Origin of the sequence: Streptomyces sp. NPDC050416 (assembly GCF_044458845.1) — a bacterium.
Classification (GTDB): domain Bacteria; phylum Actinomycetota; class Actinomycetes; order Streptomycetales; family Streptomycetaceae; genus Streptomyces.
In genome coordinates this window covers 54,580-76,008 of record NZ_JBITII010000011.1, presented here as the reverse complement: position 1 = coordinate 76,008, position 21,429 = coordinate 54,580, and the positions used below count along the sequence as shown (strand labels likewise).

The 21,429-nt window shown below is 72.2% G+C and carries 20 protein-coding genes and 1 pseudogene; 10 read left to right on the top strand and 11 right to left on the bottom strand.

The features are described from left to right. Positions 1-39: 39 nt before the first annotated feature. The gene (locus ACIBL4_RS29990; protein ID WP_279539669.1) at positions 40-612 is read right to left on the bottom strand and encodes an XRE family transcriptional regulator; all 573 of its coding nucleotides are present in this window, start codon (positions 610-612) and stop codon (positions 40-42) included. Positions 613-709: 97 nt separating this feature from the next. Between ACIBL4_RS29990 and ACIBL4_RS29985 the strand changes: the two genes are divergently transcribed. Continuing rightward, complete coding sequence (locus ACIBL4_RS29985; protein WP_399414915.1) at positions 710-1,567, top strand: EamA family transporter; 858 nt, start codon at positions 710-712, stop codon at positions 1,565-1,567. Between the two features lie 15 nt (positions 1,568-1,582). On the opposite strand, the gene ACIBL4_RS29980 is transcribed toward ACIBL4_RS29985, so the two are convergent. After that, complete coding sequence (locus ACIBL4_RS29980) at positions 1,583-2,380, bottom strand: acyltransferase (RefSeq protein ID WP_399414914.1); 798 nt, start codon at positions 2,378-2,380, stop codon at positions 1,583-1,585. A gap of 113 nt (positions 2,381-2,493) precedes the next feature. Between ACIBL4_RS29980 and ACIBL4_RS29975 the strand changes: the two genes are divergently transcribed. Next, positions 2,494-3,021, top strand: a complete 528-nt coding sequence (locus ACIBL4_RS29975) for a gamma carbonic anhydrase family protein (protein WP_399415147.1) — start codon at positions 2,494-2,496, stop codon at positions 3,019-3,021. Positions 3,022-3,083: 62 nt separating this feature from the next. Here ACIBL4_RS29975 and ACIBL4_RS29970 read toward each other — a convergent pair whose 3' ends face one another. From ACIBL4_RS29970 to ACIBL4_RS29950, 5 genes and pseudogenes are all read right to left on the bottom strand, one after another. Further along, positions 3,084-3,713, bottom strand: a complete 630-nt coding sequence (locus tag ACIBL4_RS29970; protein WP_399414913.1) for a DedA family protein — start codon at positions 3,711-3,713, stop codon at positions 3,084-3,086. 71 nt (positions 3,714-3,784) lie between these two features. After that, positions 3,785-6,172: a phosphoketolase gene (locus ACIBL4_RS29965; RefSeq protein WP_399414912.1), complete on the bottom strand. Its 2,388-nt coding sequence runs from the start codon at positions 6,170-6,172 to the stop codon at positions 3,785-3,787. A 244-nt stretch (positions 6,173-6,416) separates the two neighbouring features. Next, positions 6,417-6,542: pseudogene (locus tag ACIBL4_RS29960) on the bottom strand (fibronectin type III-like domain-contianing protein); the annotation flags it as partial. A gap of 384 nt (positions 6,543-6,926) precedes the next feature. Beyond that, positions 6,927-8,753, bottom strand: a complete 1,827-nt coding sequence (locus ACIBL4_RS29955) for a ricin-type beta-trefoil lectin domain protein (protein ID WP_399414911.1) — start codon at positions 8,751-8,753, stop codon at positions 6,927-6,929. 307 nt (positions 8,754-9,060) lie between these two features. After that, entirely contained in the window at positions 9,061-9,513 is a 453-nt protein-coding gene (locus tag ACIBL4_RS29950) for a DUF4442 domain-containing protein (protein WP_391082926.1), read from the bottom strand. 154 nt (positions 9,514-9,667) lie between these two features. On the opposite strand from ACIBL4_RS29950, the gene ACIBL4_RS29945 reads away from it, so the two are divergent. Further along, on the top strand, positions 9,668-10,678 hold the full coding sequence (locus ACIBL4_RS29945) for a hypothetical protein (RefSeq protein ID WP_399414910.1): 1,011 nt from the start codon (positions 9,668-9,670) through the stop codon (positions 10,676-10,678). A 125-nt stretch (positions 10,679-10,803) separates the two neighbouring features. Then, positions 10,804-12,117 (top strand): MFS transporter, encoded by a 1,314-nt coding sequence (locus ACIBL4_RS29940; protein WP_399414909.1) that lies wholly within the window; start codon positions 10,804-10,806, stop codon positions 12,115-12,117. Here ACIBL4_RS29940 and ACIBL4_RS29935 read toward each other — a convergent pair. Then, positions 12,079-12,924 (bottom strand): spermidine synthase, encoded by an 846-nt coding sequence (locus tag ACIBL4_RS29935; RefSeq protein WP_399414908.1) that lies wholly within the window; start codon positions 12,922-12,924, stop codon positions 12,079-12,081. The two genes, ACIBL4_RS29940 and ACIBL4_RS29935, sit on opposite strands and share 39 nt — an antisense overlap. Positions 12,925-13,012: 88 nt before the next feature. After that, entirely contained in the window at positions 13,013-14,182 is a 1,170-nt protein-coding gene (gene tuf, locus ACIBL4_RS29930) for an elongation factor Tu (protein ID WP_399414907.1), read from the bottom strand. Between the two features lie 353 nt (positions 14,183-14,535). Between tuf and ACIBL4_RS29925 the strand changes: the two genes are divergently transcribed. Next, positions 14,536-15,327 (top strand): TVP38/TMEM64 family protein, encoded by a 792-nt coding sequence (locus ACIBL4_RS29925; RefSeq protein WP_399414906.1) that lies wholly within the window; start codon positions 14,536-14,538, stop codon positions 15,325-15,327. A 66-nt stretch (positions 15,328-15,393) separates the two neighbouring features. On the opposite strand, the gene ACIBL4_RS29920 is transcribed toward ACIBL4_RS29925, so the two are convergent. Next, positions 15,394-16,563, bottom strand: coding sequence for a thiolase family protein (locus ACIBL4_RS29920; protein WP_399414905.1), 1,170 nt, complete (start codon positions 16,561-16,563; stop codon positions 15,394-15,396). Positions 16,564-16,656: 93 nt separating this feature from the next. On the opposite strand from ACIBL4_RS29920, the gene ACIBL4_RS29915 reads away from it, so the two are divergent. From ACIBL4_RS29915 to lnt, 5 genes are all read left to right on the top strand, one after another. Beyond that, positions 16,657-17,127 (top strand): winged helix-turn-helix transcriptional regulator, encoded by a 471-nt coding sequence (locus ACIBL4_RS29915; RefSeq protein ID WP_399414904.1) that lies wholly within the window; start codon positions 16,657-16,659, stop codon positions 17,125-17,127. Positions 17,128-17,289: 162 nt separating this feature from the next. Then, positions 17,290-18,165, top strand: coding sequence for an undecaprenyl-diphosphate phosphatase (locus ACIBL4_RS29910; protein WP_399414903.1), 876 nt, complete (start codon positions 17,290-17,292; stop codon positions 18,163-18,165). 97 nt (positions 18,166-18,262) lie between these two features. Further along, positions 18,263-18,442, top strand: a complete 180-nt coding sequence (locus tag ACIBL4_RS29905) for a hypothetical protein (protein ID WP_082319952.1) — start codon at positions 18,263-18,265, stop codon at positions 18,440-18,442. 52 nt (positions 18,443-18,494) lie between these two features. Then, positions 18,495-18,965, top strand: coding sequence for a nuclear transport factor 2 family protein (locus ACIBL4_RS29900; RefSeq protein ID WP_399414902.1), 471 nt, complete (start codon positions 18,495-18,497; stop codon positions 18,963-18,965). A 68-nt stretch (positions 18,966-19,033) separates the two neighbouring features. Then, entirely contained in the window at positions 19,034-20,599 is a 1,566-nt protein-coding gene (lnt, locus tag ACIBL4_RS29895) for an apolipoprotein N-acyltransferase (RefSeq protein ID WP_399414901.1), read from the top strand. On the opposite strand, the gene ACIBL4_RS29890 is transcribed toward lnt, so the two are convergent. Continuing rightward, on the bottom strand, positions 20,523-21,428 hold the full coding sequence (locus ACIBL4_RS29890; RefSeq protein ID WP_399414900.1) for a Gfo/Idh/MocA family protein: 906 nt from the start codon (positions 21,426-21,428) through the stop codon (positions 20,523-20,525). The genes lnt and ACIBL4_RS29890 overlap by 77 nt on opposite strands. Position 21,429 lies beyond the last annotated feature (1 nt).

Sequence of the window (21,429 nt, the reverse complement as noted above, 5' to 3'; positions counted from 1 at the left end):
GCACGCTAACAACACCGAACCGCCCCCGGGACCGGTCTCTCAGGTCACGGGCGGAACCGAGACGGCCATCATCATCTCCATCGGCACGTCGCCGGTGTTGCCGTACGTGTGCGGCAGGTTGGCCTCGAAGGACACGCTCGCCCCGGCGGGGACGCGGTGCTCCACGCCGTCGACGGTGAGCGTCAGCTCCCCGGCCGTGACGTGGAGCAGTTCCATCGTGCCGGCGGGGTGCGGGTCGGACGCGCTGCTCTCGCCGGGCATGAGCCGCCAGTCCCACATCTCCAACGGGCCGGGCGCCTCGGTGCCCGCGAGCAGCCGGTTGTAGCTGCCGGCCTCGGTGTGCCACAGCCGTACCGCCTGTTCGGCGGGGACGATGCGGACCTTGGGGCCCTGCTCGTAGTCGAGGAGGGTGGTGATGCTGACGCCGAGCGCGTCGCCGATCTTGACGACGGTGCCGAGGCTGGGGTTGGTGCGGGCCTGCTCGATCTGGATGAGCATGCCGCGGCTGACGCCCGCCCGGGCGGCGAGCACGTCCAGCGTGAAGCCGCGCACCGCGCGCCAGTGCTTGACGCTGCGTGCCAGGGACTGGGTCAGCAGGTCGAGGTCCGACACGTTCCGTCCAATATTCTGTATGAGATAGTGCAGCCTATTGCACTACGGTGTGATTGACCTGATCGTTCACCGAACTGTACTGCGAGGCATCCGTCCCATGACAGCGCTCTTCGCCTTGGCCACCAGCCTGCTGTGGGGACTGGCCGACTTCGGCGGCGGACTGCTGACCCGGCGCACGCCCGCGCTGACGGTGGTCGTGGTCTCGCAGTCGATCGCGGTGGTCGTGCTGGGCGCGGTCGTGGTGGCGACGGGCGGGTGGAGCGAGGCGGGGCCCCAGCTGTGGTTCGCCGTGGCCGCCGGTCTGGTCGGCCCGGTGGCGATGCTCGCCTTCTACAAGGCGCTCGCGCTGGGCCCGATGGGTGTGGTCTCGCCGCTGGGCTCACTCGGCGTGGCCGTGCCGGTCGGCGTGGGCCTGGTCCTGGGCGAGCGTCCCGGCGTGCTCCAGTTCGTCGGCGTCCTGGTCGCCGTCGCCGGTGTCTGCCTGGCCGGCGGCCCCCAGTTCCGCGGCGCGCCCGTCCAGCGGCAGGCCATCGCCCTGACCCTCCTCGCGGCCTTCGGCTTCGGCGCGGTGATGGCCCTGATCGCCGAGGCGTCGACCACGCTGACCGGACTGCTCCTGGCGCTGTTCGTGCAGCGGGTGACGAATGTCGCCGCCGGCGGACTGGCGCTGTACGTGTCGGTGCGGCGCGGGACGCCCGCCCTTCCGGCGGACGGCTTCCCGTGGCGCTCCCTGCCGGCGCTGGCCTTCGTCGGCCTCGCCGACGTCGCCGCGAACGGCACGTACTCGATCGCCGCGCAGCACGGCCCGGTCACCGTCGCCGCCGTGCTCGCCTCGCTCTACCCGGTGGTGACCGCCGTGGCCGCGCGCGGTGTGCTCCGCGAACGGCTGCGGGCGGTGCAGGCCGCGGGTGCCGGGCTGTCCCTGGTGGGGACGGTTCTGCTGGCGTCGGGCTGAGCCGGCCGGGCCGGATCAGGAACCCGGCTTCGGCTCGGCCAGTCCGGCCGTCGCCTCCTCGTCCAGGTCGGCGAGCCGGGCGGCCGTCTCCTCGTCGAGACCCGACAGGGCGCACAACTGCTCCGGGGTGACGCCCTCCGGTATCGGCACCGGCGGCGGGGTGCGCAGGGGCGGCTGCCAGCCGTCAGCCGGTGTCCAGCGCCGTACGACACGTGCCGGCGCGCCCGCCACCACGGCGTGGTCGGGCACCGCGCCCCGCACGACCGCGCCCGCGGCCACCACCACGTTCCGCCCGATCCGGGCACCCGGCAGGATCACCGCGCCCGTGCCGATCCAGCAGCCGGGCCCGATCTCCACCGGCTCCATCCGCGGCCACTGCTTGCCGATGGGCTCGTGCGGATCGTCGTAGGAGTGGTTCGTGGACGTGACGTAGACGTACGGGCCGAAGTAGCAGTCGCTGCCGATGGTGACCGTCGTGTCCGCGATGACGTGGCTGCCACGGCCGAGGACGACGCCGTCGCCGATGCGCAGGATCGGGTCCGGGCCGAGGTCGAGGTCGGGCATCAGGCCCGCGGTGAGGGTGACCTGCTCGCCGATGATGCAGTGGGCGCCCATGTGGATCCAGGGTTCGCCGAAGACCGTGCCGAGCGGGAAGGCGAGTCTGGTACCTGTTCCCATCGCGCCGAACCGGTAGCGCCCGGGATGTTCGGCGGTCACGGAACCCGTGCGCTGCACCCAGGCCCAGCCCGCGTGGACGGCGCGCTGCGCGAGGCCCCGCCGCCAGGATGAGAACGTGTTCTTGCGCTTCGGCACGAAGTCACGGTACTCAGCGGTAGCTCACCCCGCGGCGCTGGAGGCCTGTGATCTTCGCCCCACCGGGGTGTCGTACGGTTTGCGCGTTGTCTACGACGTTTCTGGAGGCGGGCATGGGTCAGCGGGCGATGATCACGGGAATCGGGGGCAGGGAGCCGGAGATCGACGAGACGGCGTTCGTGGCGCCGACGGCGTCGGTGATAGGGAGTGTGACGCTGGGGGTGGGCGCGAGTGTCTGGTACGGGGCCGTCCTGCGCGGTGACGTCGAGACGATCTCCGTCGGCGCGAGCAGCAACGTCCAGGACAACTGCACCCTCCATGCCGACCCGGGGTTTCCTGTGACGGTGGGTGAGCGTGTCAGCATCGGTCACAACGCCGTGGTGCACGGGGCGACCGTCGAGGACGACTGCCTGATCGGGATGGGGGCGACGGTGCTGAACGGGGCGGTGATCGGGGCCGGGTCGCTCGTCGCCGCGCAGGCGCTGGTGCCGCAGGGCATGGTCGTGCCGCCCGGGTCGCTCGTGGCGGGAGTGCCTGCGAAAGTCCGGCGGGAGCTGTCGGAGGAGGAGCGGCAGGGGGTCACCCTCAACGGCACGATGTACGCCGAGTTGGCGAAGGCGCATCGTGAGGTGCATGTGTAGGTGGTGTTGCGAGTGCGGGTGCGTTGTGGCTGGTCGCACCGTTCCCCGCGCCCCTGGGGGCCTTACGCCTCCGTCGCTTCCAACGTCTGGCCCGCCTTCTTCGCCCTGCGCTTCAGCACCAGCATCGACGTGAGGCCGACCAGGACCGCCGCCACCAGGCCCAGCCAGGAGAAGCGCTTCAGCCAGGACTCGGCGACGATGCCGACGTAGTAGATGACCGCGGTCGTGCCGCCGGCCCAGACGATGCCGCCGAGGACGTTGGCGATGGCGAACTTCCAGTACGGCATGCGCAGCACACCGGCGAGGGGGCCCGCGAAGATGCGGAGGAGGGCGACGAAGCGGCCGAAGAAGACGGCCCACATGCCCCACTTCTCGAAGGACCGCTCGGCCGTGGCGATATGGCCCTCGCTGAAGTGCTTGGGGAACTTCTTGCCCAGCCAGGCCAGCAGGGGGCGGCCGCCCTTGCGGCCGATGGCGTAGCCGATCGAGTCGCCGATGATCGCGCCTGCCGTGGCACTCGCGCCGAGGACGACGGGGTCGATGTGGCCCTGCTGGGAGGCCAGCAGCGCGGAGGAGACCAGGATGATCTCGCCCGGCAGCGGGATGCCCAGGCTCTCCAGGCCGATGACCAGCCCCACCAGTGCGTAGACGGCCACCGCGGGTACGGTTTCGAGCCACTCCTGGACGTGCAACGCCGGATCCTTTCCCTGTGCTTCCCTGCGAGCACGGGAAGCCTACCGGGTGACAAGACGTCCCCCGCGGCTCAGGCGTTCCAGTTCCACTCGGCGACCTCGGGCAGGTCGGTGCCGTGCTCACGGATCCAGGCGTGGTGGCGGGTGCGGGCGTCGGCCATGCGCTGACGTACGGCCGTGGCGCGCACGGCGAGGCCCGGGACGCGGTCGATGACGTCCATGACGAGGCGGTAGCGGTCCAGGTCGTTGCGGACGACCATGTCGAAGGGCGTGGTCGTGGTGCCGGCCTCCTTATAGCCGCGCACGTGCAGGTGCTGGTGGCCGGCGCGGCGGTAGGCCAGGCGGTGGATCAGCCACGGGTAGCCGTGGTAGGCGAAGATCACCGGCTTGTCGGCGGTGAAGAGGCCGTCGTACTCGAAGTCGTTCATGCCGTGCGGGTGTTCCTCCCGGGGCAGCAGCCGGGCGAGGTCGACGACGTTCACCACGCGGACCGACAGCTCGGGCAGGTGCCGGCGCAGCAGGTGCGCGGCGGCCAGGGTCTCCTGGGTGGGGACGTCTCCGGCGCAGGCCAGCACCACGTCGGGTTCGCGGGAGCCGTCCTCGGTGCCGGCCCACTCCCAGATGCCGGCACCGCGGGCGCAGTGGACCCGGGCCTCGTCCATCGACAGCCAGTCGAAGCAGGGCTGCTTGCCGGCCACGACGACGTTGACGTAGTCGCGGCTGCGCAGGACGTGGTCGGCGACGGACAGCAGGGTGTTGGCGTCCGGCGGGAGGTAGACCCGCACGACCTCGGGGCTCTTGTTGAGGACGTGGTCGACGAAGCCGGGGTCCTGGTGGGAGAAGCCGTTGTGGTCCTGCCGCCACACGTGCGAGGTCAGCAGGTAGTTGAGGGAGGCGATGGGGGCGCGCCAGGGCAGTCGCCGAGAGGTGCGCAGCCATTTGATGTGCTGGTTGACCATCGAGTCGACGATGTGCACGAACGCCTCGTAGCAAGAGAACAGCCCGTGCCGGCCGGTGAGCAGATAGCCCTCCAGCCAGCCCTGGCAGAGGTGTTCGGAGAGGACCTCCATCACCCGGCCGTGCCGGTCGAGGTCCTCGTCGACGTCGAGGGTCCCGGCCTGCCAGGCCTTGCCGCTGGCGGTATAGACCGCCTGGAGCCGGTTGGAGGCGGTCTCGTCCGGGCCGACCAGGCGGAAGTCACGGCGGTCGGCGGTGTCCCGCATGACCTGGGCCAGGAGGTCGCCGAGGACGCGCGTGGGCTCGTGCAGGGTGGTGCCCGGCTTGTCGACGGGGACGGCGAAGTCGTCCAGGGCCGGGACCGGCAGGTCGCGGACGAGCAGCCCGCCGTTGGCGTACGGGGTGGCGCCGAGCCGCCTGCCGCCCTCGGGGACGCAGGCCAGGACGTCCGCGACCGGCCGGCCCTCGGCGTCGAACAGCTCCTCGGGCCGGTAGGAGCGCAGCCATGCCTCCAGTTGCCGCAGGTGGTCCGGGTTGTCACGGACACCGGCCAGCGGCACCTGGTGGGAGCGCCAGGTCCCTTCGACCGGCTCGCCGTCGACCTCGGCCGGGCCGGTCCAGCCCTTCGGGGTGCGCAGCACGAGCACGGGCCAGCGCGGGCGCTCGGTCACACCCTCCTCGCGGGCGGCGCGCTGTGCCTCGGCGATGGTGTCGAGCGCGGTGTCCATCGCCCGGGCCATCGCGCGGTGGACGGCCATCGGGTCGTCGCCGGTGACATGGATCGGCTCGTGGCCGTAGCCGCGCAGGAGCGCGTCGAGCTCGTCCTGGGGCAGGCGGGACAGCACGGTCGGATTGGCGATCTTGTAGCCGTTGAGGTGCAGGATCGGCAGGACGGCACCGTCGTGGACGGGGTCGAGGAACTTGTTGGCGTGCCAGGATCCGGCCAGCGGGCCGGTCTCCGCCTCGCCGTCGCCGATCACGCAGGCGACCAGCAGGCCGGGGTGGTCCAGGGCGGCGCCGTAGGCGTGGGCGAGGGAGTAGCCGAGTTCGCCGCCCTCGTGGATCGAGCCGGGCACCTCCGGGGCGACGTGGCTGGGCACGCCGCCGGGGAACGAGAACTGCCGCATCAGCAGCTCCATGCCCTGCGCGTCCCGCGTCACGTCCGGGTACGTCTCGCTGTAGCTGCCCTCCAGCCAGGAGTTGGCGAGCACCGACGGACCGCCGTGGCCCGGGCCCCAGATGCACAGCGCGTCCAGCGCGCGGTTCGTGATCACCCGGTTGAGGTGCGTGTGGACGAGGTTGAGCCCGGGCGAGGTGCCCCAGTGACCCAGCAGCCGCGGCTTGATGTGCTCGGGCCGCAGCGGCTCGGTCAGCAGGGGGTTCGCCAGCAGATAGATCTGACCGGCTGCCAGGTAGTTGGCGGCCCGCCAGTGGGCGTCCAGCGTGCGCAGTTCCTGGTCGGTGGGTTGCGTGCTGCTGTCCTGGCGCGGGGCCTCGGGCATGAGTGAACTCCCTGGGTTCTGCGACGGCCTCAGGAGGAGTACCAGTCTGTTCCGGTTCGATGCAGGGCGCCTCCCGGCCATGTGCCGCCGGCTGTGCGGTGCGCGCCGCGTCAGCCGCCCACGTGTGCGCTCGTCCGCAGCCGCAGGTCCCGTGACAACGCCCCGATCCACAGGTCGCGCGCGGGCCGGTGCCGAGGACCCAGTCGTGGGCCTTCGGGTCCCAGGAGGACAGGGTCCGCGGCTCGACGCGCACGGTGACCCGCCGTTGCTCCCCCGCCCGCAGGGTGAGCCGCCGGTAACCGGCCAGGACGCGGACCGGCTGGTCGAGCCACCCCGGGGACGTAGCCGGGCGGGCTTGGGTCGGTGGCACCGTGCAGCAGGGAGACCTTCTCGTCGAGGGTCAGTCGCGCGAGCAGCCCTTCGACACGGGCGCGGGCGCCCTGTCGTGTCCCGGCGTCCGGGCCGTGTCCGTCCCGCGCCTGGGCCCGGGACGGCACGGCGAGACCACCGGTGGCCGCCGCGGCGACGACGATCGCTCCACCGAGCAGACGCAGGGCGGACCGCCGGGGGTATCGGGGGCTGGGGACGGTGTCGTTCATGCAACGCACTACGCGGCAGCACGGACGGCCACTACACCGGACACCACCGACGGACCGCCCGGACCACTCCCCGGGGGCCGGGTCCGGCCCACCCGACCGGGTGACACGACGGGCGTCCCGGTGGGCGACGCCGGAGCCCCGCCCGGAGGGCGGCTCTACGGGAGCGCGGTGGAGTGGAGGGCCTTCCTCACGGCCGTCGCCACGGGGGCTGTCGCGGAACCGAGGGTGTCGGTGCGGGGCGCCGGGCCCAGTACGCCGGTACCGGGCGGGCCGGAGGGCCGTTCCGGTTCGGCCGCGTCGCAGCAGCCCGCCTGGGCGAACCGTGTCCCGTACCGTTCCTGCTTGCTCCCTGGGGGGTCGGGCCGATGCCCGGGCGGGGCGTGGTCGTACGGTTCCTTCTCCCGGCGGCTCTCTTGCCGGCCTTGCCGCTCCCGCGACTCCCCCGGCTCCTCCGACTTCTTCGCCGCGTCACCCCCGGGAGGTTCCAGCGCCCAGCGTTGCGCCTCGGATCCGTCGCGCCCGGTGACGACGACGTTCCGGCCGGTGCCGTGGGCGAGGGCCAGTGCCTTGCCGCCGCGCGGCAGGAGTTCGCCGCGCACGGTCAGGTCGTAGCGCACGACTCCTGCATGCACGAGGCAGCCGGCCAGGACGACCGAGCCCTGCGCGGTGTCGGAACCGAGGCAGAGCGTGGGGTGGGCGGCGCTGCGCAGCAGGCCGTCGTCCCGGTACGACCACGTCAGGGGCCCGGCGGCGGAGCAGGAGGTCAGCACGGCGCGGGCGTCCGCCCGGGCCCGGCCGCCCGGGACGCCGAGGCACAGGCCGGCGTCGAGGTTGCGCAGCCGCCCGCGGCCCACTTCGACGGGGCGGCCGGCGGACGCGGCCGACGGGACGCCGGCCGAGGAGGTCCCCGAGGATCCCGGGTCGACGGAGTGGCCGCTGACCGCTCCCCAGGTGGCCTGGGGAGCGACGGTGCCGCCCTCCTCCGTCCAGCCCCTGGCGGCGAGCAGCGTCGCGAGCAGCACCAGTGACGTCACCCCGACCGCGGCGGCCAGCGCCTTGGTGTGTCTCCGCGACGGCCCGGGCCGACCGCCCGCCGGCAGGGCGTGCGCCCGTAGCCGGTGACGGCCACCGGCCGGGCCCGCGGGCAGGGCGCCCCGGCCCCCGTCCCGGCCCGGCCGTGTCGCGAGGTAGCGGCGGGCGCCCCAGCCGAGCACGGTCTCGACGAGCAGATCCTCCAACCCGCCCTCGAAATGGCTGAGTTGTTCGGCGGCGTGCCGGCAGTGGCGGCAGGTCATCAGATGCCGTTGCACATCCGGCAGCAGGGACCCGCCGCGGCGCATCGGAACGTCCAGCAAACGGTTGTAAAAACGGCATTCCTGCGTCGGCGCGAGTTCCCGGTGGGCCCGGACGCACCCGGCCCGGAATTGCTCACGCGCCTGTTCCAGCGCGGCCGACGCCGTTCGGACGTCCACTCCCAGCAGACCGGCCGGTACGGATATGGGCTCCGACTCGACCTCCGTATGCCAGAGCAGGCATTGGGAAGCTCCCGGAAGGGCCCGGAATGCGCGCTCGGCGAGCCGCCGCCTTTCAGCCGTCTCGGACCGCGCGGCACGCAAGCCCCGGGCACCGACGGGTTTGCGGAGTTCCGGCAGTACGGCGGAAATGCCGTCGTCGGCGGCCCAATCCCGGACCGTGTCCCGCACGGCCGCGAGCAGTCGCGGCCGGAGGGCACCGCCGCCCGGCCGGGCGAGTTCCCGGCGGAACGCGGCGGCGGCGGCCATCGACGCCGAATCCTCGGACGAGGCCAGGCAGATCACGGCGTACTCGTACACCGCCCGCCAGTGCCGGGCGAGCAACAGCGCGGTGACGCGCGGGCCTTCGGCGGGATCACCGACCCGGGCGAGGAGATTGCGATCGGAATCCGCGGGACCCGCTCCGGGGCGCGGCGGGTACGGCGGGCGTGGGGGGTAGGGGGATTGCACTGAACCATTTCCTTCCAGCCGCAGGACGGCATGCGAATTGCGCGTCCGTCGGAAAGCAGGTGCGTGATTGGTGCATACCTATGCCGCGTCAGCTGCGGCCTTGGCTGTGAGGCGGCTCACTTTCGCACATGCGACTGACAGGTAACAAGGAGTGCGGATGACGCAAGTTCAAAACGAAGGAAATTCAGATATGTTACCGGCGGTACCCGTACCGGCTTTCGAAAAACCCTGACGCACGCCGGAGTTCGCGGCGCGACATGCGAGAGCCCCGGCACTCGGCCGGGGCCCCGCTCGTACGACAGCCGGATCAGCCGTTGGGACGCAGCGTCCAGATCACCGTCATCTCACCGGTCACCGCGCCATCGGCCCGCTGAATGGCGATGGCGACCGGGAACTCGGGGCGCTCACCGGCGTCCAGTTCCGCGACGACCTCGGCGGCCGGACGGCCCAGGGTCGCGGTAGCGGTGACCGCGCCCATGGCCAGCTTCTTGTAGGAGATCTCGGCGCTGACGGCGAGCGGCACGGCGCGCGAGAGCTGGTCCCCGAACGCGGCCAGCACGATGGCCCCGCTCGCGGACTCGCCGAGCGTGAACATCGCCCCGGCGTGCGGCCCGCCCACGTGGTTGTGGTACTCGCCCTGGTCGGGCAGGGACACCACCGCCCGCTCCGGCGTCGTCTCGAGGAACTCGAGGTTCAGGGTCCGGGCCATGGGCACCGTGGCGGCGAGCATCTCGCCGATGGACATCTGGTCTGCGCTCATGGCCGCATGTTACTCACGAGTAGAGACGGGTGACCAGGCCCGTGTGACGACCGCCCCATCGGTCCGGCCGGAACCCTCGTTCCCACGGGTTGCTGCGTCTCCGTCCACGGGCAGTGACCGAATCGTGTCCGGAGCGCGGCTAGGGTGGCTGCCCATGTGGCCAGGACAGCAGCCGCCCGGGGGCGAGCAGAACCCGCAAGCGAACAACCCGTACCAGCAGCCGGGTTACCAGCAGCCGAATCCGTACCAGCAGCCGGGCTATCAACAGCAGCCCAACCCCTACGGACAGCAGCCGCAGTGGGGTGCCCCCGGCCCGGCCGGCGCGCCGCAGCCCCCGCAGGGCGGTGGCGGCGGGAACCGGACGAAGCTGGTCGCGATCATCGCGGCCGCGGCGGTCGTCGTGGCGGCCGGTGTCACCGGCTTCCTGGTGCTGGGCGGTGACAAGGACGACACCGCGGACGGCGGCAAGGGCGCAGGCAAGAACACGGCCCCGGCGAGCCCGTCCGCGGAGCCGAGCGCACCCGCCACGGGCGACAACCCCCGCGGCGGCGAGGAGGAGAAGGCCACGGTCAAGGGCTGGAAGGTCGTCATCAACCCCAAGTGGGGCACGGCCTTCGACGTCCCGGCGGACTGGGAGATCGCCTCCCCGACGTCGTCCGTCGGCTTCGAGGACGAGAAGTCCGACGACGCCAAGCCGCTCATCGTCATGTCCGCACCGGCCTTCTACAAGTCCGAGTGGTGCACGAGCGACGACAACAAGGACGGCAGGACCGAGAGCGAGTCCCTGGCCGGGGCCGGCACCAAGGGCGCGGACGGCGCCAAGAACACCGATGAGGTCGCGCTCAACCAGGTGGCCTGGTGGGTGTACGGCGGCTACACGCAGCCGGACAAGAAGAGCGTCAAGACCGAGAAGAAGGCCAAGCCCTACACCACCGCCGCCGGTGTGAAGGGCAGCGTCGCCTGGGCGTGGTCGGAGAACACGCCCGACAAGGGCAAGTGCGCGAGCGACGGCAAGGCGGTCACGTTCGGCTTCAAGAACTCGGCGGGCGACTTCGTCGCGTGGAGCTTCTACGGGGCCAAGGGCGTCAAGGGCGAGGTGCCCAAGGAGACCATCCTGAAGATCCTCAGCACGGTCCGGCTGCACGGCGAGCCGACCGGAGGCTGACGCGGACGCCGAACGGGCCCGCCCCGACAGGAGCGGGCCCGGACCGCCGCGACCCCGGACAAAGGTCTCCGGACCCCGTGCAAAACGGTTTGGCAGGACGGGCTCCGGGCAGCGATAGTCGCCCGGTGACATCCCCCGCCACCCCGACCGCCCCCGCCCGGAGCCCCCGCCGGCCCGACTGGGCGGGACGCAACTACTCCCTGCTCACCGCCGCCGCGGTCGTCACCAACCTGGGCAGCCAGGGCGCCCTGGTCGCCGCGGCGTTCGCCGTCCTCGAAACGGGCGGCGACGGCGGTGACGTCGGCCTGGTCGCGGCGGCCCGGACGCTCCCCCTGGTGCTGTTCCTGCTGATCGGCGGCGCAGTCGCGGACCGGCTGCCCCGGCACCGCGTCATGGTGGCGGCCAACGCCCTGAACTGCCTCTCCCAGGCCGCCTTCGCCGCCCTCGTGCTGACCGGGGACCCCCGGCTGTGGCAGATGATGCTGCTCGCCGCCCTCGGCGGCACCGGCCAGGCCTTCTTCGGCCCGGCCGCAGAGGGCATGCTGATGTCCTCGGTCTCCGGGGAGCAGGCCGGCCGCGCGTTCGCCGTGTTCCGCATGGCGATGCAGGGCGCGGCCCTGGGCGGTGCCGCGGTCGGCGGTGCCATGGTCGCCGCGATCGGGCCGGGCTGGGTGCTGGCGGCCGACGCCGCGGCCTTCGCCGTCGCCGGGGCACTGCGGGCCTTCCTCGACGTCGGCCACATCCCGCCGCGCGCACCGGGCGGCGGTCTGCTCGCCGATCTACGGGAGGGCTGGCGGGAGTTCTCCGGCCGGGCGTGGCTGTGGGCCGTCGTCGTCCAGTTCTCGATCGCCAACGCGGTCGTCTCCGCCGCCGACGCGGTGTACGGCCCGCTCGTCGCCCGCGACCACCTCGGCGGCGCGGGCCCCTGGGGCCTCGCCCTGGGCGCGTTCGGGGCGGGCACCGTCGCCGGCGCCGTGCTGATGACCCGCTGGAAACCCCGCCGCCTGCTCCTCGCCGGCACCCTCTGCGTCTTCCCCCTGGCCCTGCCCTCGGCCGCGCTCGCCGTCCCCGTACCCATCGGCGTCCTCTATGTGGTGATGTTCGTCGCCGGCGCCACGATCGAGGTGTTCGGCGTGTCCTGGATGACGGCCCTGCACCAGGAGATCCCCGAGGACAAGCTCTCCCGCGTCTCGGCCTACGACTGGTTCGGCTCGGTCGCGCTGGTGCCGCTCGCCACGGCCGCGGCGGGCCCAGCCGAGGAGGCGTTCGGGCGTGCGGCCGCGCTGTGGGGCTGCGCCGGGCTGGTCGTCCTGGTCACGGCGGCCGCGCTGTGCGTACCGGACGTACGCAACCTGCGGCGCAGGACCACACCGGTGGCCCAGGGCGGCACCGGGCACATGTCAGCCGATGCCGAACGCCCCGTCGGGGGGCTCGGGTGACGGCACGGCGTCCTCGTCCCGCACCGGCCTCGCATCCCCGATGAAGTCCCGCAGGGCGGCGCCGTGTTCGACCCGGGCCGGGAAGGCGTCGGCGGCCGTGAGCCGGACCAGGGCGGCGATGTCGACCGGCTCACGCCCGGCCACGAGCACCGCGTTCCCGAACCGCCGCCCCCGCAGCACCCCCGGCTCGGCGATCAGCACGAGTTCTTCGAAGACGGTGGCCAGGGTGGCGAGTTGCGACCGCAGGAAGCCGAACGGCGCCGCATCGGGGAGATTGGCGAGGTAGAGCCCACTCCCCCGCAGGACCCGCGCGGCCTCCCGCACATAGGCGACGGACGTGAGATGCGCCGGAACCCGCGAGCCGCCGAACACATCGGCGACGATCACATCGGCCGAGTCCGTGGCGGCGTTCTCCAGCCACTTCCTCGCGTCCGCCGCGTGCAGCTCGACCCGGACCCCCTCCGGCAGCGGCAGATGCTCGGCCACCAGCTCCAGCAGCCCCCGGTCGACCTCGACGACGTCCTGCCGGGACCCGGGCCGGGTGGCGGCCACGTACCGGGGCAGGGTGAGCGCGCCGCCCCCGAGATGCACGACATCCAGCGCACGCCCCGGCTCACCCACGACGTCCAGCACGTGCCCGAGCCGCCGCGCGTACTCGAACTCCAAGTGCGTGGGATCGTCCAGATCGACGTACGACTGCGGCGCCCCGTCGACGGTGAGCAACCAGGCCCGTTCCCGGTCGATGTCGGGCATCAGCTTGGCGGTTCCGTAATCAACATCGCGGGTCACGGGGATGGGCTCGTTCACCATCTCATTGTGCCTGTGGTGCGGCGCCCCATCAGGGGCGCGGGGAACTGCGCGACCAGCCACAACGGCCCCGCGGTCCCCCACCACCTCAACCCACCACGGTCACGGTCCCCGCCCCAACCGTCCTGCCACCCTCACGAATGGCGAACCCGAGCCCCGGCTCCAACGGCACCTCCCGCCCCAGCTCCACGGTCATGGCAACCGTGTCACCGGGTCGGGCCACCACCACCTCACCGAGGTCGACCACCCCGACCACATCCGCGGTCCGGATGTAGAACTGCGGCCGGTACCCGGAGGAGACGGGCGTCGTCCGCCCACCCTCCCGGGCCGACAGGACATACACCTGCGCCGAGAAACGCCGCCGCGGCTTCACACTCCCCGGCGCAGCCACCACATGCCCCCGCCGGACAGCGTCCCGGGGAACCCCCCGCAGCAGCAGCGCCACGTTGTCCCCGGCCTGTGCCTCCTCCATCGGCTTGCCGAAGGTCTCCAGCCCCGTGACCACCGTCTCGACGGCAGCCCCGAGCACCTCGACCTTGTCCCCGACCCGCACCGTGCCCCGCTCCACCGCGCCGGTCACCACGGTGCCCCGCCCGGTGATGGTCAGCACGTTCTCCACGGACAGCAGGAACGGCGCGTCCAGATACCGCTCCGGCATCGGCACATACGTGTCCACCGCGTCGAGCAGCGCCTCGATCGAGGCGGTCCAGCGCGGGTCCCCCTCCAGCGCCTTCAGCCCCGAGACGCGCACCACCGGTACGGAGTCACCGCCGTAGCCGTGCGCCGTGAGCAGGTCGCGTACCTCGAGCTCGACCAGGTCGGTCAGCTCCTCGTCCCCCGCGTCGGCCTTGTTGAGGGCGACCACGATGTGGTCGACGCCCACCTGCCGGGCGAGCAGCACGTGTTCGGCGGTCTGCGGCATGATCCCGTCGAGCGCGGAGACGACGAGGATCGCCCCGTCGAGCTGCGCGGCTCCGGTGACCATGTTCTTGACGTAATCGGCATGGCCCGGCATGTCGACGTGCGCGTAGTGCCGGGTGTCGGTCTCGTACTCGACGTGCGCGATGTTGATGGTGATGCCGCGCGCCGCCTCCTCGGGCGCCCGGTCGATCCGGTCGAACGGCACGAACGTGCCCGTGCCGCGCTCGGCGAGGACCTTGGTGATGGCGGCCGTGAGCGTGGTCTTGCCGTGGTCGACATGACCCATGGTGCCGATGTTGAGATGCGGTTTCGTACGGATGTAGGCCGTCTTGGACATGGCTGTACCTCGAAGCGTCTGATCAGCGAAGAAGAAAGCGGGACCCCGAGGACCTGACCGACCCTCCCCTTGCGGGGTCCGCCGGACGAGCCGGAGAGGGTCAGCTTCGGGCGCCGTCCACGACGGCCGTGAGAACCACGACGGCAGCCTTCGGGGCATCCGTGACCACGGATGCTGCGAGGGTGAAGGCGTGCCGGAACATGTGTCAGATCATTGCCGACGCTTTACCGCACGTCGAATGGTTTTCGGCCCCCGCTCCGCCGGTCCCCGGGCGGCGATGCGCGACGCCGCCTGTGACGCTGGTGAGACGAACCATACGGCGATCACACACATTTGTCGGTTAGTGTCACCGGATGCTCGATGCCACCACCCGCTCTGGGGGCACCGCCACGGCCTCTCCCCGGGCCAGCACCGCGGAGCTCGCCGTCGCCGTCCCCTCGGCAACGACCGCCTCGCCCGTTCCGTCCACCGGTTTCACCGCTCGCTGCACCAGAGTTCTGCTCTCCCCGTGGTCGAGGCTGTCCCTGCTCGTCGCGCTGCTCGCCGCGGGCGCGTGCGGGGTGCTGCTGTTCGAGCCGCAGCGGCTGCTGACGCAGGGCTGGCCGCCGCAGCTCGGCGGCGCTATGGCGGCGCTGGTGTTCGCGGTGGCGTACGGCGTGTGCACGGTGGCGTTCGTACCGAGGCCGCTGCTGAACCTCGCGGCGGGGGCGCTGTTCGGTTCGCAGCTGGGCACCGGCGTGGCGCTGGCGGGCACGGTGCTCGGTGCCGGGATCGCCTTCTGCCTGGGGCGCGCCCTGGGCCAGGACGCCCTGCGGCCGCTGCTGCGGGGGCGCTGGCTGAAGGCCGCGGACGGCCAGCTCAGCCGGCACGGCTTCCGCTCGATGCTCGTGGTGCGGCTGTTCCCCGGTGTGCCGTTCTGGGCCGCGAACTACTGCGCCTCCTTCTCCCGCATGGGCCTGCTGCCTTTCCTGCTGGCGACGGGCCTCGGCTCGATCCCGAACACCGCCGCCTACGTCGTCGCCGGCGCCCGCGCCTCCACCCCGACGTCCCCCGCCTTCCTGATCGCCCTGGCCTGCATCGCCCTGCCCGCGCTGGCGGGCGTGGTGGTGGCCTGGCGCAAGCGGCACCGCCTGCGCCAGCTCTGACGAACCGTTACACCGGTACACCGGCAGGGCTCACACCTGTTGCACCCGCTGTTACACCCGCCGGGCTCACACCCGTTCCAGCACCATGGCGTTGGCCAGCCCGCCCGCCTCGCACATGGTCTGGAGCGCGTACCGGGCGCCCCGTTCCCGCATCGCGTGGACCAGCGTCGTCGTCAGGCGGGTGCCGCTCGCGCCGAGCGGATGGCCGAGCGCGATGGCGCCGCCGTGCACGTTGACCCGGGCGAGGTCGGCGCCGGTCTCCTGCTGCCAGGCCAGGACGACGGCCGCGAACGCCTCGTTGACTTCGAACAGGTCGATGTCGTCGAGGCTCAGCGACGCCCTGCGCAGTACCTTCTCGGTCGCCGGGACGACACCGGTGAGCATCAGCAGCGGGTCGGATCCGGTGACGGCGAAGCTGTGCAGCCGGGCGAGCGGGCGCAGGCCGAGCCGGGCCGCGGTCTCGCTGGAGGTGATGAGTACCGCGGAGGCGCCGTCGTTGACCGGGCTCGCGTTGCCCGCCGTGACATTCCACTCGATCTGCGGGAAGCGCTCGGCGAAACCGGGGTCGTAGTAGGCGGGCTTGAGGCCGGCGAGGATCTCGGTGGTGCTGCCTGGCCGTACGCACTCGTCGCGCGTGACACCCTCCAGGGGCGCGACCTCGGCGTCGAAGAGCCCGCCGTCCCAGGCCGCCGCGGCCTTGTGGTGCGACGAGACGGCGAACTCGTCCATCCGCTCGCGGCCGATCGACCACTTGGCGGCGATGAGTTCGGCGCTGATGCCCTGCGGGACGAGTCCCTCGGGGTAGCGCTCGGCGATCCCGGGGCCGAAGGGGTCCTTTCCCGCCGGCACGTTCGACCACATCGGCACCCGGCTCATCGACTCGACCCCGCAGGCCACGACGAGGTCGTACGCGCCCGCGAGGACGCCCTGGGCCGCGAAGTGCACGGCCTGCTGGGAGGAGCCGCACTGGCGGTCCACGGTGGTCGCGGGCACCGACTCCGGGAAGCCGGCGGACAGGGCGGCGTAGCGGGTGGTGTTCATGGCCTGCTCGCCGACCTGGTCGACGGTGCCGCCGATGACGTCGTCGATCAGCGCCGGGTCGACGCCGGAGCGTTCGACGAGGGTGCGCAGGGTGTGGGCGAGGAGCTCCACCGGGTGGACGTGCGCCAGGGCCCCGTTCGGCTTGCCCTTGCCGGTCGGGGTGCGTACGGCTTCGACGATCACTGCGTCACGCATGTGCGGGCCTCCACGGCTACCAGTGAGTAGGAAATCCAAACTCACCGTAGCCCCGCAGGTTGGAAATTCCAACCCTCTCCTACACTGAGCCTCATGGCCGCCAGCAAAGACCCGCGCCCCTGCTCCATCGCCGACACCCTGGCCCTGGTCGGCGAGAAGTACTCGCTGCTCGTGCTGCGTGAGGTGTGCCTCGGCAACGGCCGTTTCGACCAGCTGGTGCGCAACATCGGCGCACCGCGCGACATCCTCGCCACGCGGCTGCGCCGGCTCGTCGACGCCGGGATCCTGGTCAAGCAGCTCTACAGCGAGCGCCCGCAGCGCTTCGAGTACCGGCCCACCCGGGCCGGGCTGGAACTGGAGCCCGTGCTGATGACCCTCATGGCCTGGGGCGACCGCCACCTGCGGACGGACGGCGACCGTCCGATGGTCGTGGAGCACTCCTGCGGCCGGGCGCTCACCCCGGTGGTCACGTGCCGGGCCTGCGGCGACGAGGTGCGTCACGAGGACCTCAGGGCCCACCCCCAGGCGCCCGGCTGGACGGTGACCGGACCGACGGTGGCCTGATCCGGCCCCTGCCGCGGAGCACCGGTCAAACCCCTGTGTCGGAGCGGACATCCGGGGGCGCTACGCTTCCCCCTCGGCACATCTGATCCCCCGGTCATCACACCCGGCGGCCCGGTGTGCCCGTCGTCCGTTCCACGATCGGCACTTGGACTCCGCTACCTCATGTCTTGGTTCGAATCACTCATCCTCGGACTCGTCCAGGGGCTGACCGAGTTCCTCCCCGTCTCCTCCAGCGCGCACCTGCGGCTGACGGCGGCCTTCTCGGGCTGGGAGGACCCGGGCGCGGCCTTCACGGCGATCACCCAGATCGGCACCGAGGCCGCCGTGCTGATCTACTTCCGCAAGGACATCGGGCGGATCATCTCGGCGTGGACGCGCTCGCTCACGAACAAGGAGCTGCGCAGCGACCCCGACGCGCGGATGGGCTGGCTGGTCATCGTCGGCTCGATCCCGATCGGTGTGCTCGGCGTGACGCTGAAGGACCAGATCGAGGGGCCGTTCCGGGACCTGCGGATCACCGCGACGATGCTGATCGGCATGGGCATCGTCCTGGGCGTCGCCGACCGGCTCGCGGCACGGGACGAGAGCGGCGGCAAGCACCGCGCGCCCAAGCAGCGCAAGGCCCTGGAGGACCTGGGCGTGCGAGACGGCCTGATCTACGGTGTCTGCCAGGCCATGGCGCTCATCCCGGGCGTCTCCCGCTCCGGCGCCACCATCAGCGGCGGCCTGTTCATGGGGGACAAGCGCGAGGCCGCGGCCCGCTACTCCTTCCTGCTCGCGATCCCCGCGGTGCTCGCCTCCGGCCTGTTCGAGCTCAAGGACGCGACGGAGGGCGGCCATGTCTCGTGGGGCCCGACGATCTTCGCGACGGTCATCGCCTTCGGGGTCGGCTACGCGGTGATCGCGTGGTTCATGAAGTTCATCTCGACCAAGAGCTTCATGCCGTTCGTCTGGTACCGGATCGCGCTCGGCGTCCTCATCATCGTCCTGGTGTCGATGGGCGCGCTGAGCCCGCACGCGGCCGAGTCGGCGGGCTGACCCGGCGGTCTGTGACCCGCATCTCGTGACCCACCGCATAGCGCGGGGGTAGCCGTCCGGTAGCGGGCTGTCAGTGCCTGCCCCTACGCTTGTCGGCATGTCCCCCGATTTCGTGACCCCTGGTTCCGTGCGGTCCGCCGCCGAGGTCAACGAGGAGATCCGTGCGCTGTGGCGGCGCACGGGCGGCACCCTGTCGCCCGAGGAGCGCGCGGAGTACGAGCTGCTGGTCGTCGAGTGGGCGGCCGCGATCCGCGGCGCCGTCGTCAAGGCGGCCTGACGCTCACCGCACACCCCTTGGCTCCGCCCCTCCCATGCCCAACACTGAGGCGATGACGCAGCGCGTGGAGCTCGCCACCGTGAGGGACCGGCTGGCCGTCGACGGACTGATCACCGACTACGCGGTGGCGGTCGACGACGGCGACTGGGAGGGGTACCGGGGGCTGTTCGTCCCCCAGGGACGGGCGGACTACCGCTCGGCCGGCGGCATCGAAGGCGAAGCCACGGCGGTCGCCGCGTGGCTCGCCGAGAGCATGCGGCTCTTCCCGATGCGACAGCACCTGATCGTCAACCGGCGGGTGCGCTTCGGCGTCTGGGAGCAGGACACCGGCGATACGGCCCAGGTCCAGGCCGACTACATCAACCCCATGGCCACCGAAGGCCCCGCGCCCGACTTCGTGTGCGGCGGCCGGTACGCCTTCGCGCTGCGGCGCACGGTCGACGGCTGGCGGCTGACCGAGGTGGTCGTCCGGGAGAAGTGGCGGCGCCTTCCCGAGCGGCGGACGGCACCTGTGGTCCACTGACCCGGCGTCCTCTGTCCTAGATCGTCCGCAGGGCGCACACTGGAGGCACCCGCGGGTAGGAGGCGCCTATGAAGACGCTCGGCCACTGGCTCGCCTCCCCGTGGCGGCGCTCGGCCGCCGCCGTGATCGCGGGCGCCCTTCCCGTACTCGCCTATCCCGCCCCCTCCTTGTGGTGGTGCGCCTACGTCGCCCTTGTCCCCTGGATCCTGCTGATGCGCACCGCGCCGACCGGCAAACGCGCGGCGTACGACGGCTGGTGCGGCGGGTTCGGCTTCATGCTGGCCATGCACCACTGGCTGCTGCCCTTCCTGCACGTGTTCACGTTCGTCCTCGCCGCGCTGCTCGGCGCCCTGTGGGCCCTGTGGGGGTGGCTCGTGCACCGGCTGCTGGCCGGCCTGCCCTCGCGGCGGCGGATCGCGGCCGCTCTCGTCGTCCTGCCGTCCGGCTGGCTGGCCGTCGAGCTGGTCCGCTCCTGGCAGGGCCTCGGCGGCCCCTGGGGCATGCTCGGCTCCAGTCAGTGGCAGGTCGAGCCGGCGCTGCGGCTGGCCTCGGTCGGCGGGGTGTGGCTGCTCAGCTTCCTGCTCGTGGCCGTCAACGTCGCGGTCGCCGTCCTCGTCGCGGTCCGTCAGGCCCGTGTGCCCGCCGTGGCCGGGCTCGTCGCCACGGCCGCCGCCACCTCCGCCGCCTGGTCCCTCTCGCCCCGCCCCGGCATCGACGGCCACGTCAGGATCGCCGTCGTCCAGCCCGGCGTCATCGACGGCCCGAGCCACCGGCTCGCCCGCGAGGAACAGCTCACCCGCCGGCTCGCCGGACAGGACGTCGACCTGATCGTGTGGGGCGAGAGCAGCGTCGGCTTCGACCTCGGGGACCGGCCCGACCTCGCCCGGCGGCTCGCGGACCTGTCCCGCGCGACCGACGCCGGCATCCTGGTCAACGTGGACGCCCGGCGCTCCGACAAGCCCGGCATCTACAAGAGCTCCGTCCTGGTCGGGCCCGACGGCCTCACCGGCGAGCGCTACGACAAGATGCGGCTCGTCCCCTTCGGCGAGTACGTACCGGCCCGCTCCCTGCTCGGCTGGGCCACCTCCGTCGGCAAGGCGGCGGGCGAGGACCGCATGCGCGGCTCCCAGCCGGTCGTGATGAACGTGGGGGACGGCCTGCGCGTCGGCCCGATGGTGTGCTTCGAGACGGCCTTCCCCGACATGACCCGCCACCTCACCCGGGAGGGCGTCGACGTGCTGATCGGCCAGTCGTCGACATCCACGTTCCAGAACAGCTGGGCGCCCGAGCAGCACGCCTCGCTCGCCGCGCTGCGTGCCGCCGAGACCGGCCGCCCGATGGTGCACGCGACGCTGACGGGTGTCTCCGCCGTGTACGGCCCGAGCGGGCAGCGCGTGGGCCCGTGGCTCGGGACGGACGCGTCCGCCACGCAGGTCTACGACGTGCCCCTCGCCCACGGCACCACGCCCTATGTGCGCCTCGGTGACTGGACCGTGCACGCGGCCATGCTGATCCTCGCCGCGTGGGCCGCCGGCGAGGGCGTGCGGACGCTGCGGCTCAGGCGGTCCGCTCCTGAACCGCCCGTACCACCCGCTCGCACAGTTCATGAGTCTCCAGCGCGTCCCGGGCGCTGAGCACTCTGCCCACCCGCACGGCGTCCAGGAACGCCAGCACCGCCTGCTCGATGCCGCGCTGCCGGGCCACCGGCACCCAGTCGCCGCGCCGCCGCACGGTCGGCTGCCCCTTGTGGTCGACGACCTCGGCGAGGTTGATCACCTGCCGCTTGGTGTCCTGCCCGGACACCTCGAGGATCTCCTCGGCCGAACCGCTGAGCCGGTTCATCACGCCGAGCGCGGTGAAGCCGTCCCCGGCGAGTTGGAGCACGACGTGGTGCAGCAGGCCGTCCTGAACGCGGGCGCGCACGGTGACGTCGTCGACCTCGCCGGGCACCAGGAACCGCAGGGTGTCGACGACGTGGATGAAGTCGTCGAGGATCATCGCGCGCGGCTCCTCCGGGAGCCCGATGCGGTTCTTCTGCATCAGGATCAGCTCGCGCGGATGGTCGGCGCACTGCGTGTAGCCGGGAGCATGACGCCGGTTGAAGCCCACCGCGAGGCTCGTGTCCCGCTCCTCGGCGAGCACCACCAGCCGCGCGGACGCGTCGAGTTCGTAGGCGAGCGGCTTGTCTACGTACGTCGGCACGCCCGCCTCCAGCAGCCGGGTCACGATCTCCGGGTGCACGATCGTGGGCGCGTGCACGAAGGCGGCGTCGAGGCCGGCCGCGAGAAGGGAGTCGAGGGTAGTGTGCCGCCGCTCGCGCGGGACGTGGAGGCCGTCGGCGACCCGGTCGAGCGTGGCGGGCGTGCGCGTCTGGAGGTGCAGCTCCACCCCGGGCTGGAAGGCGAGGACCGGAAGGTAGGCCTTCTGCGCGATGTCGCCGAGTCCGATGCAGCCGACCTTCACG